Annotated in this window: 19 protein-coding genes; 12 read left to right on the top strand and 7 right to left on the bottom strand. The window is 42.3% G+C overall.

What is annotated here, in order from left to right:
- Positions 1-89: 89 nt before the first annotated feature.
- From MKX49_RS25155 to MKX49_RS25135, 5 genes are all read left to right on the top strand, one after another.
- Positions 90-1208, top strand: coding sequence for a PRK06851 family protein (locus MKX49_RS25155; RefSeq protein ID WP_340878175.1), 1119 nt, complete (start codon positions 90-92; stop codon positions 1206-1208).
- Positions 1209-1373: 165 nt separating this feature from the next.
- Positions 1374-2240 carry a Cof-type HAD-IIB family hydrolase gene (locus MKX49_RS25150; RefSeq protein ID WP_340878174.1) on the top strand — a complete coding sequence of 289 codons (867 nt, stop codon included), beginning with the start codon at positions 1374-1376 and terminating at the stop codon, positions 2238-2240.
- 27 nt (positions 2241-2267) lie between these two features.
- Positions 2268-3356 carry a PQQ-dependent sugar dehydrogenase gene (locus tag MKX49_RS25145; RefSeq protein ID WP_340878173.1) on the top strand — a complete coding sequence of 363 codons (1089 nt, stop codon included), beginning with the start codon at positions 2268-2270 and terminating at the stop codon, positions 3354-3356.
- Positions 3357-3833: 477 nt separating this feature from the next.
- Complete coding sequence (locus tag MKX49_RS25140; protein WP_318291537.1) at positions 3834-4253, top strand: MarR family winged helix-turn-helix transcriptional regulator; 420 nt, start codon at positions 3834-3836, stop codon at positions 4251-4253.
- An 18-nt stretch (positions 4254-4271) separates the two neighbouring features.
- Positions 4272-5477 carry an MFS transporter gene (locus MKX49_RS25135; protein ID WP_340878172.1) on the top strand — a complete coding sequence of 402 codons (1206 nt, stop codon included), beginning with the start codon at positions 4272-4274 and terminating at the stop codon, positions 5475-5477.
- A gap of 151 nt (positions 5478-5628) precedes the next feature.
- Here MKX49_RS25135 and bshB2 read toward each other — a convergent pair whose 3' ends face one another.
- From bshB2 to pdxK, 3 genes are all read right to left on the bottom strand, one after another.
- Positions 5629-6294: a bacillithiol biosynthesis deacetylase BshB2 gene (gene bshB2 / locus MKX49_RS25130; RefSeq protein ID WP_034315960.1), complete on the bottom strand. Its 666-nt coding sequence runs from the start codon at positions 6292-6294 to the stop codon at positions 5629-5631.
- 100 nt (positions 6295-6394) lie between these two features.
- Positions 6395-6742: a YojF family protein gene (locus MKX49_RS25125; RefSeq protein ID WP_048683611.1), complete on the bottom strand. Its 348-nt coding sequence runs from the start codon at positions 6740-6742 to the stop codon at positions 6395-6397.
- Between the two features lie 124 nt (positions 6743-6866).
- Positions 6867-7694: a pyridoxine/pyridoxal/pyridoxamine kinase gene (pdxK, locus tag MKX49_RS25120; protein WP_252268099.1), complete on the bottom strand. Its 828-nt coding sequence runs from the start codon at positions 7692-7694 to the stop codon at positions 6867-6869.
- A gap of 369 nt (positions 7695-8063) precedes the next feature.
- Between pdxK and mobA the strand changes: the two genes are divergently transcribed.
- Genes mobA through MKX49_RS25100 form a run of 4 tightly spaced genes read left to right on the top strand, consistent with a single transcriptional unit; the run spans position 8064 to position 10423 of the window.
- A complete protein-coding gene (gene mobA, locus MKX49_RS25115; RefSeq protein WP_340878171.1) occupies positions 8064-8699 on the top strand; it encodes a molybdenum cofactor guanylyltransferase in 636 nt (211 codons plus the stop codon).
- Positions 8689-9153: a molybdenum cofactor biosynthesis protein MoaE gene (locus MKX49_RS25110; RefSeq protein ID WP_048683606.1), complete on the top strand. Its 465-nt coding sequence runs from the start codon at positions 8689-8691 to the stop codon at positions 9151-9153. Before mobA ends, MKX49_RS25110 begins: the two co-directional genes overlap by 11 nt.
- Entirely contained in the window at positions 9146-9379 is a 234-nt protein-coding gene (gene moaD / locus MKX49_RS25105; RefSeq protein ID WP_034315925.1) for a molybdopterin converting factor subunit 1, read from the top strand. The genes MKX49_RS25110 and moaD overlap by 8 nt, the downstream gene beginning before the upstream one ends.
- A gap of 24 nt (positions 9380-9403) precedes the next feature.
- Positions 9404-10423 (top strand): MoeB/ThiF family adenylyltransferase, encoded by a 1020-nt coding sequence (locus tag MKX49_RS25100; RefSeq protein WP_048683603.1) that lies wholly within the window; start codon positions 9404-9406, stop codon positions 10421-10423.
- 78 nt (positions 10424-10501) lie between these two features.
- Here the strand turns inward: MKX49_RS25100 and MKX49_RS25095 are convergent, their stop codons facing one another.
- The gene (locus MKX49_RS25095) at positions 10502-10849 is read right to left on the bottom strand and encodes a general stress protein (RefSeq protein WP_053536921.1); all 348 of its coding nucleotides are present in this window, start codon (positions 10847-10849) and stop codon (positions 10502-10504) included.
- 135 nt (positions 10850-10984) lie between these two features.
- Positions 10985-12418, bottom strand: a complete 1434-nt coding sequence (locus MKX49_RS25090) for a phospholipase D family protein (RefSeq protein WP_340878170.1) — start codon at positions 12416-12418, stop codon at positions 10985-10987.
- Positions 12419-12569: 151 nt separating this feature from the next.
- Here MKX49_RS25090 and MKX49_RS25085 point away from each other — a divergent pair, with 151 nt between their 5' ends.
- From MKX49_RS25085 to MKX49_RS25075, 3 genes are all read left to right on the top strand, one after another.
- On the top strand, positions 12570-13250 hold the full coding sequence (locus MKX49_RS25085; RefSeq protein WP_063595690.1) for a uracil-DNA glycosylase: 681 nt from the start codon (positions 12570-12572) through the stop codon (positions 13248-13250).
- A 270-nt stretch (positions 13251-13520) separates the two neighbouring features.
- Positions 13521-13778, top strand: coding sequence for a YwdI family protein (locus MKX49_RS25080; protein ID WP_340878169.1), 258 nt, complete (start codon positions 13521-13523; stop codon positions 13776-13778).
- A 23-nt stretch (positions 13779-13801) separates the two neighbouring features.
- On the top strand, positions 13802-14170 hold the full coding sequence (locus MKX49_RS25075; protein ID WP_054398573.1) for a DUF423 domain-containing protein: 369 nt from the start codon (positions 13802-13804) through the stop codon (positions 14168-14170).
- Positions 14171-14504: 334 nt separating this feature from the next.
- Here the strand turns inward: MKX49_RS25075 and gerQ are convergent, their stop codons facing one another.
- Positions 14505-15020 (bottom strand): spore coat protein GerQ, encoded by a 516-nt coding sequence (gene gerQ, locus MKX49_RS25070; RefSeq protein WP_340878168.1) that lies wholly within the window; start codon positions 15018-15020, stop codon positions 14505-14507.
- Between the two features lie 415 nt (positions 15021-15435).
- Entirely contained in the window at positions 15436-16185 is a 750-nt protein-coding gene (gene hemQ, locus MKX49_RS25065) for a hydrogen peroxide-dependent heme synthase (protein WP_340878167.1), read from the bottom strand.
- Positions 16186-16374 lie beyond the last annotated feature (189 nt).

Below are 16374 nucleotides of genomic sequence, written 5' to 3'. Positions count from 1 at the left end.
ATTGTTTACCTTTAGGTATTCACCCATTAGGCACTTTTTTCATACGCTGTCTTGAAGATCACATCTTTATTGTGAGGGAGAGTGTGAAAGTGACAGGAAAAGTGATGAATTATTTTGCTGGAGGCAATACGGCTAAAGGTTTTTATAGTTTATATGATTCAAATTTAAAAGGTCTGGAAAGATTATTCATATTAAAAGGCGGACCTGGTTCCGGTAAATCGACCATTATGAAAAAAATCGGCCAAGAATGGCTGGATAAAGACTATGACATCGAGTATTTACATTGTTCGTCCGATAATGAATCCATTGATGGAGTAATCATACCGGCTTTGAAAATCGGTATCGTGGATGGGACTGCGCCGCATGTGATTGAGCCGAAGGCACCAGGGGCGATTGAGGAATATGTGAATCTTGGGGCTGCCTGGGATTCCCAGCAACTGGCTTCTGAAAGAGCGGCCATCATAAAGTTGACGAATGCGAGAAGCAAGAGTTTCGAGAAAGCATATACCCTATTCGCTGAAGCATTAAAGATACATGATGAATGGGAAGACATTTACAAGTCAAATATTGATTTCGCAAAATTGAATGGGTTGACCAATAAATTGATTGAAAGCTTTTATAGAGATATCGTCCTTAATAAGAAGTCGGATGTTCGTCACCGATTCTTAGGTGCAGCTACACCAACGGGTGCAGTTGATTTCATACCCAATATTACTGAGGGAATACAAAAACGGTACTTTTTAAAGGGGCGTCCAGGTTCAGGGAAATCAACGATGCTGAAGAAGATTGCAAAGGCTGCGGAGCAAAGGGGCTTTGATGTGGAAATATATCATTGTGGTTTCGATCCGCATAGCTTGGACATGATAATCGTCCGGGAGGTGGGAATCGCCATTTTTGACAGCACATCGCCTCATGAATATTTCCCGAGTTGTGGAGGGGACGAAATCATTGATATATATAAAACGGCCATTTTGCCAGGAACAGATGAAATATATGCCGATCAATTAAAGGATGTTTCCACCAGGTATCGGACGAAAATGAATGAAGCGACAGCAAATCTGGCTAAGGCAAAAGAGCTGCATGACGAACTCGAAAAGATTTATGTAAAAGCAATGGATTTTACAGCCATCGATGATATTCAAAAAGACATCAATGAACAGATTACTGAACGGGCACAAGATGCCGATAGAAAAACGATTCTACATTAAGAAAATAAACTGCGCCTACCTTAATAGGCGCAGTTTATTTATATTCATAAAAGGATTTTTTAACCCCTGAAGCCACATCAAGAATATATACGGGTTTGTTAAACGTGTTTATCCACGCCCTTTCGGTTAAAATAGGGATTATATTGAAAAAAGGGGCCGATTGAATTGATAAAGACGATTGCGATTGATATGGACGGAACATTGCTAAACAAAATGCAAAAGGTCAGTGAGGAAAATAAACAAGCAATCCTGAGGGCGCAAAGCGAGGGAGTGGAAGTGATCATTGCTACTGGAAGATCTTATGTGGAAGCAAGGTTCGCTTTAGATGAAGCAGGCATCGTTTGCCCTGTCATCTGTGTAAATGGTGCGGCCCTCTTCACGGAGGAAGGGGAGATTGCCGCTTCCAATCCAATGTCAGCAGCCACTGCTAAAATGGTCGCTGGATTCCTCGAAGAACAAGGGATTTATTTCGAAATATATACGAGTCAGGGGATTTATTCCAAAGACTATGAAAACGCAATATCTGTTTTGGTTGATGTATTCGTTACAGCCAATCCCGACATTGACCCTGAGGGTATGCGAAAATTTGCAGAGCAGCGTTTACAGCTGGGACAGGTAACCTCCATTTCCGATTATTCCGAGTTATTCAGCCGTTCGAATGAGGAATATTATAAAATTCTCAGCTTCTCAAAGGATTTAACTTTATTAAATCAAATTGCTTCGAAATTGGAAGGACAAGGAGTTACAGTCACTTCATCAGGACGTGAAAATGTAGAAATCATGAGTGAAACGGCTCAAAAAGGTACGGCGCTTGAAACATATGTGAATGGAAAATCCGGCTCGATGCAGGAAACCATGGCTATTGGAGATAATTATAATGATGTATCCATGTTTGAACGGGTAGGTTTGTCTGTCGCAATGGGAAATGCCCCGCTCGAAATTAAAAATCTGTGTGATGAAGTAACAGGCAAGAATGATGAATCAGGCGTCGCGGAGGCCATTTTAAAGGTACTTAAACAGTCAGCCTATTAAACTCAAGAATCAAAGGGGGAAAAGACTTTGAAAAAATTGCTCTTATTTTTCCTTATGGCTACATTGTTTTTAACTGGTTGCAACATGAATGATGACAAAAGCAAAAACCAGCCGAATCCTGACAAAGAAGTGACAGGCACTTTAGGGGAAGATCCGGATGTGTTGGTAACGAACCTGCAGGCCCCGTGGTCGATTCAGAAGAATGGGGACACAATGTATGTGTCAGAGCGGACTGGAACCATCGTCGAATGGGACAAGGATAAGATGACACGGCAAAAGGTCAATCTTAAAAAGACATTGTCAGCTAAAGCCGAAGCTGGATTGCTTGGATTTTTGCTAGCTCCCGACTTCTCTAAGAGCGGGCAAGCTTTCGCCTATTATACTTATGAAGAGGGAGGGAACTCCATCAATCGCATCGTCATTTTAGAAAAAAATGATGATATATGGCAGGAGATGGAGACCTTAATCGACGGAATACCAAGCGGGGACTTCCACCATGGCGGCAGGATCAAGATTGGACCGGATGATAAGCTATATGCAACAACAGGTGATGCAAGAAAGTCTGAAATCGCACAGGACATAGAATCTTTAGGCGGAAAAATTCTGCGCTTGAACCTGGATGGCACCATTCCTAAAGATAATCCTTTCGGGAATTCATATGTCTATTCATACGGTCACCGCAATCCACAAGGTCTTGCTTGGGATGAAGCAGGGCAGTTGTATGATAGTGAGCACGGAGATTCGGCCCACGATGAATTAAATAAAATTGACCCCGGTAAGAACTATGGCTGGCCAGAGATACAGGGCGATGAGCAAAAACCGGATATGATAAAACCATTGATTCATTCCGGTGAAAATACATGGGCTCCTTCAGGCATGGCCTATTTTGACGGAAAGCTTTATTTTGCTGCCTTAAGGGGCGAAGCGCTAAAGAGTTACGATGTAAAGAGCGGAAAACTGACCAATATCATCACGGGCTCAGGAAGGATACGTGATGTATTCGTTGAGGAAGAATTCATATATTTCATAAGCAACAATACGGACGGCCGAGGAAATCCTGATGAAAAGGATGATAAGCTATATCGTTTGCCGCTATCTCGGTTAAATATGCCTTGATGTTATCAATGAGCAGAAAAGAAGCATATATTTGGGAAACCTCGCCAATAGCGGGGTTTCCTTTTTGTGTATGGCACAAAATTCACGAGTAAAAGCGTGAAATTGACGAGTAACGCCCAACTCACGAGTAAAAGCATGAAATTCACGAGTAAAAGCGTGAAACTCACGAGTAAAGGTGTGAAACTCACGGGTAAAAGTGTGAAACTCACGAGTAAAAGCGTGAAACTCACGAGTAAAGGTGTGAAACTCACGGGTAACGCCCAAACTCACGAGTAAAAGCGTGAAATTGACGAGTAAAAGCATGAAACTCAGAGTAAAATCGTGAATCTCCTGAAAAGGGGTTTTTTTGTCTCGGAAGTGGTGGAGAAGCTGAGGATACAGTGTCCCTACGATTGTTTTCGTTCTTCCTGAGGGCTAGACATTTTTAATGAATAGGTGTATAGTTACCTAGGTAACTACTTTACAGGAGGAATACCTTTGTCCTTTCAAAATGGTTTTTTTCATCATAACTTACAATTTTCAAGGTCATTTACGAAAAAGTTAAATGAACAATTGGCCAAGGTTGATCTTTATCATTCCCAATGGTCGATTGTATATTATCTGAGTCAGTTCGGCTGTTCTACGCTTGTTGAAATAAGCACTTATTTAGATGTGGAGAAACCGACGGTAACCAGGACGGTAAACCGGCTGGAAGAGCTTGAGTTGGTTGAACAAGTTCCAGGAAAAGATAAACGGGAACGGAGAATACAGTTAACGGAGTCAGGTTTAAGGACTTATCAAGAGGCCAAAAAGGTAGTTGAGGAATTTGAACTTCAATTAATGAGCGGTTTGGCTGAAGAAGACCGGGAGGCAACGTTACGAACGTTGATTTTCCTGAAGGAAAAATTAAAACAATAGTAAGGAAGAAGGATTGAAATGAATCACAAACCGAAATTGTGGACGAAAGACTTTCTGATTGTTTCGTCTGCGAACTTTTTTCTATTTTTAACTTTTTATGTCCTGATGGTGACATTGACCATTTATACGATGGATAATTTTCATGCTTCGCAAGCACAAGCAGGGCTTGCTTCAAGTATTTTTGTTCTTGGGGCTGTGCTTGTCAGGCCGATTGCAGGGAAAAAAATTGACAAGATCGGCCGCAGAAAGATGTTGCTTGGCTCGTTAATTCTATTCCTGATCGCATCCATCGGCTATTTCCTGGTGAATAGTTTATCCCTCTTATTGATCGATCGGCTTATTCACGGTTTTGCTTTTGGACTTGCCACTACGGCAACTGGAACGATTGCTGCAGATATCATTCCGAATGAAAGACGCGGTGAAGGTACAGGTTACTTTGCCATGAGTACAAACTTGGCAATGGCATTCGGACCGTTCATTGGCTTGCTGATTACACAGCATTTCAGTTATTCCATCATTTTCTATGCAGCCTCCTTATTTGCCGCATTTTCTTTAGTTGCATCATTATTCATGAATGTGCCTGAAGGGGATAAGGGCGGAGCTTCGCCACAAAAAGGATTTAAGATCAGCGACTATTTTGAAAAAAGGGCACTGCCCATTTCCATTTTTATCGGGTTTGCCGGATTTACCTATTCGAGCATCTTGTCCTATTTAACGTCTTTTGCAAAGGAAATGGATTTAATGGATGCGGCGAGCTTTTTCTTTGTCGTTTTTGCCGTTTTCCTTTTGGCGTCCCGTCCGTTTACGGGGCGGATGTTTGATGTGAAGGGGGAAAATGCAGTTATTTACCCATCGCTCTTACTATTTGCCGTCGGAATGGTCATTCTGAGCCAATCCCATCATGGTATTACGCTTCTGATTGCCGGCGCCTTTATCGGAGTGGGGTATGGTACGTTCCAATCAAGCAGTCAAGCGATTTCCATCAAGGAAGCCCCATCAAATCGAATGGGATTAGCCACATCCACGTTTTTTACAATGTATGACTTCGGTATTGGTGTGGGCCCATTCCTATTGGGATTCCTTATTCCATTTACAGGGTTCAAAGGGTTATTCATAGGAATGTCAGTTTTTGCATTCGTACTTATTGGCATTTATTACTTGGCACATGGAAAAAAAGCCTCGGCAAGAGTGAAAATGCAGCATGAGGAACGCTTGTCTGCCTAAATTTTTCAATAGGATTGTATAAAAAGAAGAATTTTGGGGATGCTTATATTATGATTGATTTTCCAAAGTATCCCCCTTTTCACCGCCTGTAATCCACAGGCGTTTTTTTTATGCCTAAACAACAAAGAAAACCGCCTTATTGGCGGTTTCCTTAAAATTTATAGGTCCATAATCTTTCTTTGCGGATCCAGTCTAGGAAATCTGCATCCTGATTTTCGAATTTCTCTTTCCAATCGATAACCATTGCTTCCGTTTGCGAACGGTGGGCAGTGAATGTGGCTACCTTTTTTTCTTCGACGGCAGTGATATCATGGACGATGTCGGGCTGCCCCAATTCGTCAATGCAGTTATTCGAGAAGGCGACACAATGAAGTTTAGGTCTCTCTTTCTCTTCCATTCGTTCCACGGCCCGAACTACAGCCCGTGCTGTCGCTTCATGGTCCGGATGGACACTGTATCCTGGGTAAAACGTAATGATCAATGAAGGATTCAATTCATTGATGGCATCGGTAAATAATGAAGTCAGCTTTTCATCATCTTCGAATTCAATTGTCTTATCACGCAATCCAAGCATGCGTAAATCTTGGATGCCAATCGCATTTGCTGCATCGATTAATTCCTTTTTCCGAATTTTGGGAAGCGATTCCCTTGTTGCGAATGGAGGGTTTCCTAAATTACGTCCCATTTCTCCTAAAGTTAAGCATAAATAGGTGACAGGAGTGCCCGCTTCTCTATGAAGGGCAAGCGTTCCGGAGACCGAGAAGGCTTCATCATCTGGATGTGGGAATATAACTAATACATGGCGTTCTTTTTCCAAGGTATATTTCTCCTTCCGTTCTACTTACAGTAAGTATGTTTATCGGTGAATGGGAGTTTTCATCGGAATCATCATATGATATATATCAAGCAAGTTGTCATCATTCAAAGGGAGTGGGACTGAGCTGCATGGAGACAGCAAGCTTTCCGGAAAAATCAAGGCCTGCCAATAGCAATCTCCCCTGTTCATCCATTTCGAAGTGGTTAACGCCTTCTGCATATACCCAGCCAATATTGAGCTTCAAGCCGACGCGATAGGGTCCATCCCCAACTATCTTGCCATGTTCATACTGTATAAATGCGTTACGAATATAAGCACCTGCCGAGAAGAAAGCTTCATCTACATGAGTGGCATAGGCGCCATTTGTCGTTTCAAGGTGAAGATATACATCTTGTCCGGCGAAAGAATCAATGGCATTTTGCACCTCTGTACGGTCTATTGGTTTCATTCGATAATTTCCTCCTTAACTGGGCGGCTAGATAAGCTTTTCCTTCTTTCTATTTTACTAAATAAAAACAAAAAAAGCGAAAAAGGCCGCTCGATGAATTTGAGCAGCCATTAAACTTGATGTTTTATTTTTGTGTTTTTTCCGCCATTCCATATTTATGGTATGCACCATGATTGACAGGTCCGACATAGTCATTCATCTTCCAAGAGTGGCGAACCGCCTCGGTGATGAAGTCTTTAGAAATGAGGATAGCCTCACGCGGGCTTTTCCCTTCAGCCAATTGAGCTGCGATGGCTGCAGAAGATGAACAGCCGGCACCATGTGTATTGGTCGTTTCGATTTTTTCCGATTCAAGGATTTCAAATTCTTGTCCATCATATAAAAGGTCGATGGCTTTATCATGATCCAGCTTATTACCGCCTTTGATCAAGACATATTTTGCACCAAGTGCATGAATCTTTTCAGCTGCAGCCCTCATATCATCAATCGTCTTGATAGGAGCAGTTCCCGCTAACTGAGCGGCCTCGAACAGGTTAGGCGTGACTACAGTTGCACGTGGAACAAGCAGTTCGCGCAGAGCTACAGCCGTTTCAGGGTGCAATACTTCATCTTCACCTTTACATACCATAACTGGATCGATTACGACTTTGTCCAGCTTCAACTCATCTATTTTACGGGCAACAAGTTCAATGATTTCCACTGATCCAAGCATTCCCGTTTTCATGGCATCAATGCCGATTGATAGAATCGTTTCGATTTGGGCTTCCAAGACTTCGACCGGTGTGGGGAATACATTATGGGCCCAGCCATTCTTCGGATCCATCGTCACGATTGTCGTTAAAGCGGACATACCGTAAACGCCGAATTCTTGGAATGTCTTTAAATCTGCTTGAAGACCTGCGCCGCCGCTCGAATCAGATCCGGCAACTGTCATAGCTCTTTTCATAGTCATTATGTGACCTCCTCAGGAGAATTAGATATCGATATTATCAGCATACCAGTTAATATCCTATTTTTAGAATATACCAAAATTTCTTTTATGTAAAACTTAGTTTTCAGCCTACTATGAGTGTCTTGGCGAAGGAAGGGCAATCGCCTCGTATAAGTCATTTTTCGAACCTGTAATTAAGGAAATTGGATGGATGTCAGCATGCACTTTTAGCTTTGGACCCTGCCTCCAACTTTTGATGGACAAAGTAAAGGTTGTGAAAGTGTCATTATTTTCAAATTTGATTTAAAATATTTAAATATAGTGGAGTCACATTTAGTATAGCTTTTCCGTTCGATGCTGGATTAAACCCAAAAAGGGAGGTTGATTTCTATGGAATGGACCATGTTGCTTTTAGCTGGCGGGAAATCAAGCCGTATGGGAGTGAATAAGGCACTTTTGACCGTAGGCGGCGTTGTGAACATTTCAAGAGTGGCATCCGAATTGAAAAAGGTGTCAGAAAACATTATGGTCATTACGAATACGTTTGAAGAATATCATTTTCTGCAACTTCCGCTCATTCCGGATTTACATAAAGATCAAGGACCTCTTGGCGGATTGCATGCAGGGCTGACCTCATCGAAAACGGAGCTTCAGTTCCTTGCAGCGTGCGATATGCCGTTTGTGAGTGCAGATGCCATAAAGGATATCATTACCCATTATGAACCTGGATTCGATGCTGTCATTCCAGAAATAAATGGCAGGCTCCAGCCGCTTTTTGCTGTTTACCATAAAAGGTGTCTTCCTATACTGACGGAGTGTTTATTAAAACATGAATTAAAAATGAGTCTATTCTTGGAAAAAATCTCGGTGAAAATCATGAAAGAAACCGACTTTACGTTATATCGCGAGAATCCTGAACATTTTCACTACCTTTTTTTCAATATGAATACGAGGGAAGATTATCAAGAGGCAGATTATATTGATCAAACAGAATTATATATAAAGGATGGTAGACATGAATTATAATATTTCAAAAGAGCCGATTGTCATCCAGGAAGTGATTGATAAAGTAGTCAGTCGAAATGCAGGTGCCGTCACGACCTTTATTGGTACGGTGAGGGAAATGACGAAAGGAAAAAAGACTCTCTTCTTAGTATACGAAGCGTATGAACCGATGGCCATCAAGAAATTGGAGCAAATCGGATCTGAGATCAAGGAGCGTTGGCCAGATGCAGAAACGGCGATCACCCATCGTGTAGGTAAACTTGAAATCACGGATATCGCAGTGGTTATTGCCGTTAGTACGCCCCACCGAAATGATGCATATGAGGCGAACAGGTATGCGATCGAAAGAATTAAAGAAATCGTCCCGATTTGGAAAAAAGAACACTGGGAAGATGGGGAGACATGGGTAGGAAACCAGTTGGAAACCGTTCCATATCCATCAGGGAAACCGGAAGAGGGGGATATTGATGATTAATGTACTTTTATTTGCCCAATTGAAAGATGAGCTAGGCAAAGAGACTGTTTCAATAGAAGGAAATGGAATGAGTGTTGCCCAGCTAAAAGGAAAGATGAAGGTGGATTTTCAATTGGAAGGTCTTGAAACCGTGATGACAGCGGTCAATGAGGAATTTGCCGATGATGACACGATTTTATCTGATGGAGATACAGTTGCTTTCATTCCGCCAGTAAGTGGAGGGTGAAGCGTCCGGAAGGGAGGGATCACGGTGAAAGAGCGATATTCAAGGCAGACTTTATTCGCCCCCGTTGGTGAAGGGGGCCAATTGAAAATTATGAAGAAGCATGTCTTGCTTCTTGGTGCAGGGGCTTTGGGATCTGCTAATGCCGAGGCCCTTACTCGTGCAGGAGTAGGGAAGCTTACCATTGTCGACAGGGATTATGTCGAGACCAGTAATTTACAGCGCCAACAAATGTATACGGAACGGGATGTCGAGGAGAAACTGCCAAAAGCAGAGGCGGCAAAGCGTCATTTATTGGATATCAACCATGAAGTTGAAGTGAATGCCATCATCATGGACGCAACTGCCCAGAATCTCGAACAGCTGCTTGGTGATGTTGATTTGATATTGGATGCAACCGACAATTTTGAGACACGGATGATTATTAATGATTTATCACAAAAGCTTCATATACCGTGGATTTATGGGGCATGTGTGGGGAGCGTGGGCATGACTTTGACGATCCTTCCCGGGCAGACTCCATGTTTGCACTGTTTGCTTAAAGCGATCCCGATTCAAGGAATGACCTGTGACACAGGAGGGATCATATCACCAGCTGTTACGATGGTCGTGGCACACCAAACTGCCGAGGCTTTGAAAATCCTTGTTGAAGATTGGGAATCGGTGCGGCCTGCACTTGTTTCTTTTGATCTGTGGAGAAATCAATACCAAACCGTTAAATTGACAAAAGCGAAAAAGAAAGATTGTCTCTCGTGCGGAGAGCAGAGGACATACCCATTTTTAACAATGGAAAATGCAACGAAAACGGCTGTTCTTTGCGGGAGGGACACTGTACAGGTAAGACCGCCAAAACCTCTGGAACTGCAACTCGAAAAATTAGCCAAAGATCTGGACGGCAGCGGTTATTTGGTGAAATTCAATCCATTTCTTCTCTCCTGTGAAAAAGCCGGGGAACGTATCGTCATTTTCAAGGATGGCCGGGCGTTGATCCACGGTACGAAGGATATGGTCCATGCAAAGGCCGCGTACCAAAGCATCCTGGGATAATGATCATAAAAAAACGAGGCCCCAAGTTTTGGGGCCTCGTTTTTTATGAATCCATATAGGGTAATGGTATGGTTTATTTTAGTGTGTGACCCCGTCTTTATTATCTTGTTTGGAAGCAACGATGACTACTTTTCCTTCGTCAAGAACTTCCTCGTAACGCTCTGCCTCCATATCACTAAGGCCAAGGTTGCTCATTCGATTACGAAGTTCATCTCCGCGAGATTTAAAGAGATTTCCTACGGTATCAAGGAAACCTTGTTCCTTCATGCCTACACCTTCTGTATTTGTATTCTCGGTAAGGTGTTTAGAACGGGTTTTATCATGGGCAAACAAATATACATCATCTTTCGTATAACCTGATGTAACTAATTCATCGATTTTTTCCTTTGCTTGTAAACCGTTTTCTACTACATGTACTTGATACATATAAACTCCTCCTTGAATTTCATTAAGATTCTCTTGAAAATAGGTAAATGGAATCTTGCTTATTACAGTTGCTGATTGGCTATAGTAATATATAACCTCATTTGGACCCTGTTAAACATTTATCTCAAAGAATATTTAGTAAGTGGTGAAGCGGAATACCTTCTGTATGCGGTAGGTCAAGTATTTGAAGACAGGCAGTTTCTTTTGGTATTCACTGTAATCCACCGTGTATGTTCCGTTTTGATTTGTCCAGAGTCTATGGAAATAGCTGTCGACATCCTTGGAAACGTCCGCATCATTTGGAGCATGGATTTCAACATTCGCTTCAAGGTTATAGTCATCTAGATTTCGTGAAGTATAATTAGCCGATCCTCCAAGAATGACTGTTTCATCAGCCTTTTGGATCATCATCAATTTTGTATGGAACTGTTCTTTATCTGTTTTATACCAGCGTATCGAGATGTTTTCATCCCCCAGTTTTTCGAATTCGGCGGCAACCGGAAGATTGGGCAGCCCGATTTTTTCACTTCCGAATGCGTTTTGATTCGGATCCAATATCATTTCAATCTTCACACCCCGTTTAGCTGCATCCGTTAATGCCTCGACAACCTCGCGATCGGCAATGTAGAACATGGCAAGATGGATCTTGTCACCATTTTCAGCATCCTTAATTGCCTTTAGGACATGTTTATTGATTTTTCCTTCCGTTAGCAGTTGTACCGATATCGGCCCTTTATCTGCTGATTTCTCCTTGAACTCAGGAAATGACTTTGGACCTCCCGAGAATTTCGAAGCGGCTTCTTCGGCTTTAACGAAATCGCCGATGATATTCCCGTCCATCTGGAAGGCAATATTGGAATGGAAGCCACTTGCGTCATGAGGATTGGCAGATGAGATGATGGCCGTTTTTTCAGTCGCGACCACTTTTCTGTGATTGGCTTTGATATTCATCAGTCTAAGATAAGAACGCAAGGTGACCTTTGGTGCGCTTTTAGCCATTGGATTGACAATCCAGCCTTTCCCGCTTTCACCGAACCATTGGAAAAAGGTCCGATACACACCTGAATAGAGAGGATTCGGATCCCGGAGGCGGTCTAAGTTGGTAACAATGACATCAATTCCATTTTTCTTCATCGTTTCCAATGCCTCTAACTGGTAGGCATTATAGGAAGTATTCACTTCATCAGTAATGAATATAATCTGGAGGTCAGGTTTCTTTTTCTTCTGTTCAACCAGATTATCCTTCAGCGTCTCGGTTAACTTCGGGAAGTTTATCTTTTCATCATAAAAAGCATTAAACAAAAACATATCGATTACGATATACGAATCAGCCTCTTCTATGGCTTGATTTATGGTTTGGAAAATTCGCTGCTCATGTTGCAGATTCCCTTGTTCATCGTGATAGGAAAGGTCATAGATGAAATCGATATCCTCGACTTGATGAACCTTCCCTTCATAAGAAATGCCATCGGGAAGTGGCTTGTAGCTGTTATAGGCAATGACGATTGCAATGACGATCAAAATGCTGACAAGCAGATAAAATCGTTTTCTTTTGTACCACTTTTTCATAGGAAAGCCTCCAACATGGTTAAATTGCTTGCTAACTTTCTATTTTCCCCTTTTTGGGGTATATAGAAACATAAATCGTAATCTATGGAAAAAGGCAAGCGATGAAGTTTGATATAATATAGTTTCAAAAAGTGGAGAGGGGCTGTGGCAAATGGAAAAGCAGTTTTTAACAAATGATTGGTGGCCTCTATTGAAAGAGGAATTCAAAAAAGAATATTACCAGGAGCTATGGGAATTTATAAAGCAAGAGTACAGTCAGCAAGTCATTCATCCGGATCAGGACGATATTTTCAACGCGCTTCATTATACTCCTTTTGAAGATGTAAAGGTTGTCATCCTTGGACAGGACCCATACCATGGCCAGGGTCAGGCGCATGGCCTTAGTTTTTCAGTCAAGCCGGAGGTTCGCATCCCGCCCTCTTTAAGAAATATCTTTAAAGAGTTACACACCGATCTTGGCTATGAGGTTCCGGATAATGGTTACCTGGTCGAATGGGCAAAACAGGGAGTGCTTCTATTGAATACCGTCTTGACTGTCCGTGAGGGAGAGGCGCATTCACACCGCGGAAAAGGATGGGAAATCTTTACGAATCAAGTTATTCGCCTATTGAATGAGCGTTCGAAACCGGTTGTATTCATCCTGTGGGGGAAACCCGCTCAAACCAAAATCCCTTTGATTGATGAAGCCCGCCATAAAATCATTAAGTCCGTACATCCAAGTCCGCTGTCGGCGTCCCGTGGTTTCTTTGGCACCAAACCATTTTCCAAAACAAATCAATTGCTGATGGAAATGGGGGAATCTCCAATTGATTGGAAAATCCCAAACCGATGATATCAGCAAGAAAACGAAACGGGTGAATTGTATGGCGTGCCGTCATTTCTATATAACTTGGGATCTCGGTTTTCCAAAAGGCTGCCGTGCTTTTCAATTCAAAACATCAAACCAGCCTTCTCTTGATGTCTTTCATTCTTCAGGGGAGCCATGCTTGAAATTTCAAGCCAAGCCAATTAAAAGGTAGGAAATATGCAAGGTGTTTTCTTCTCTGATTTTTGCTATGCTAGTTATGATAGTTTTGACCTGTATATAGACGAGGTGGTAAAGTTGGAAATTTCATCAAGACAAATGTTAGATAAAATCGAAGAGCTTGTTTTAAAAGCGAAACAGGCAAATTCAGAGGATAAGGTGCAAGGGTATGTAATGGCCATTAAGTCCCTTTGTGAAGTGATGGTTGATGAAAAAGCTTCGAACATCAGCATACAGAAGCCAATCACATTGACTCAGCCCGTCATGTCGGCTACACCGAATGTAGAACCGGTTAAAATGGATGAGGCCAATGGGGAGTCCTTGTTCGATTTTTAAATTAGGGAAGGGGAGCGAAATAATTGAAACTATTCATCATTTTAGGTGCATTGAATGGGTTTATTGCTGTGGCACTTGGTGCATTCGGTGCCCACGGACTGGAAGGGAAAATTCCTGATAAATATTTGGAAACTTGGCAAACCGCTGTTCAATATCAAATGTTCCACGCGGTGGGTTTATTGGTACTCGGTTTATTGGCTGGGAAAATTTCCAGCCCGCTGATCAACTGGTCAGGCTGGCTTATGCTAATAGGGATTATCCTGTTTTCCGGTAGCCTATTCGTTCTAAGCGTTACGCAAATCAAAGTCCTTGGTGCCATCACACCGCTTGGCGGAGTTTCTTTCTTGGTTGCTTGGGTCTTAATGATCATTGCTGCGTATAAATACTTGTAAGTTCAGTTGAGGCTGCAGACAAATTCGAAGAAATCGAGTTTGCCTGCAGTTTTTTTATGGCTTGTACAATTTGGACGTACATTACCGCTGCAGGCACTCGCTTATCCAGAGGCGGTCATGGGCCTCCTCGGCTCGCACCTTTTTCTCCAATCAACTTTGTTCCTACATATTGATAGAAACCATACCTGGTGAGTTGAAGGTGGAATGTTTTCCGAACCTCTAAAGACTGAGCTGATCCTTTTGGGTCAGCTTTTTTTTGGAGAAAAGTCACCCCAATATAAGAAGAGCCTCAAAATCAAATGGATTCTGAGGCTCTTTTCTTTATTGGATTTTTTTACCTTGGCGAATAGGTGGTAAGCCCAGCGCCTCCAAATGGATAGTCATATTCGATTTCTTCATCAAACGTTATATAATCTAAGTATACCATCGGGATTAAGTATCGTTTTCCCGTTTGAGGGTCGCTTATGATTAGATGATCGCGTCCTGCAGCCTCGATAATTCCTTTGAAGATCATGGCATTCCATTCCTGGTTGTTTTCAAACGTGGTATAAACAGTGGCTAACTTCCCTTTATTCAAACGCAAGATGTTCTCGATATACGACGCTTCGACCGGAAGCATACCAGGTATCTGTGGTCCGGAAGGGGGTTGACCCATCGTCACCGGCATTTGTTGTGGCGTGCCTGCCATAGTGGGCTGTTGTGGCTGGTATGATGGCTGTTGGTATCCTTGCTGCGGGTAACCTTGCTGCGGGTTAGGATTCTGCTGCCTTAGTTCAGGCTCGTTATTTTCATAGGGGTAATAAGGGCTTCCTCCGTACGGGTAATTACCATAAGGATTATTTTGTGACATTGCATTCCCTCCTGAATTCAAGGTTTAGTTGATACTGTGGAATTTGGACAATCCGAGAGTGTGGACTGGGAGAAACAGTGCGATTTATAGCGACCGGTAGTATTGTGTATGTTCTGGACAATCCCCGGGTGGCTTAAAAAACCACAATGAATGTTAAGCGATACATAACGGCTGCTGCCGTTCATGATATAAGCCATATCCTCTTGCCGGCTAATGAATAGAAGTAACGTTCCTTCACCTCGCTGGAGACAGGAATTGCCTTGATCAATTTTCCTGAAGCTGAATGGGACTGTGAAAAAATAAATTCATCACTATTGAAAATGTATGGGATGTAGATTGGATTTATTCCTCAGCCGGGGAAAAATAAAAAGGAACGGACATAAAAAAAGCTTCCGGAAACCGGAAGCCATTCGTCTTAAACGTATAGGAATGAAGATACATTTTCTTCAGGCAGGATATTGCCCACAAAGAAAGACCCAAATGCAGCGTAACGTGCACTCACTTCATCAAAACGCATTTCATAGATTAATTTTTTGAATTGAAGGACATCATCTGCGAATAGAGTCACGCCCCATTCATAATCGTCAAATCCGACAGAACCTGAAATGATTTGTTTTACTTTACCGGCATAACTGCGGCCAATCAAGCCATGGGAACGCATTAAGCCTTTGCGCTCTTCCATGGAAAGCATATACCAGTTATCATCGCCATCACGACGCTTGTCCATTGGATAGAAACATACATGTTTCGCTTTTGGCAGTATCGGATAAAGTCTGGAACGAACATGAGGGTTCTGGTATGGGTCCTCACCATCTCCGCCAGCTAAGTAATTGCTTAATTCCACGACGGAAACGTATGAATAAGCGGGAATTGTATATTCGGCAAGCTTCGTTTTATTGAATTCGCTTTCGATTGCATTCAATTCTTCCATGGTTGGGCGGGCAAACATAAGCATGAAGTCCGCTTTCTGACCAACGATGGAATATAGGGCATGGCTGCCTTCATTGTTACTTTGTGTCATATTCCATTTATCCAGTAAACCTTGGAATTCCGAGATGGCCAATTGGCGTTCGTCACTTGATAACGTTTTCCAAGAAGCCCAGTCGATCAGGCGGAAATCATGTAAACAATACCAGCCGTCCAGTGTTTGTGCTGCTTCACTCATTACAATCACTCCTAAGTCTTATTATAACTTTAATATAGCATAGTTTCAGTATAAGGAAATTTATATCAACCCGCAAACACCATCACTGTTTTTCGGTGTTTCTGAAATTTTCAAATTTGCGGATGGCTGGAATTTACCTGGCTGCTGGAGTATTCTTAAAAGAAGACGACAATGGATTTTAACGGATGG

Origin of the sequence: Peribacillus sp. FSL M8-0224, assembly GCF_038003055.1 — a bacterium.
GTDB lineage: Bacteria > Bacillota > Bacilli > Bacillales > DSM-1321 > Peribacillus > Peribacillus frigoritolerans.
The sequence above is the reverse complement of the archived record's forward strand: the minus strand, read 5'-3'. Positions and strand labels throughout refer to the sequence as shown.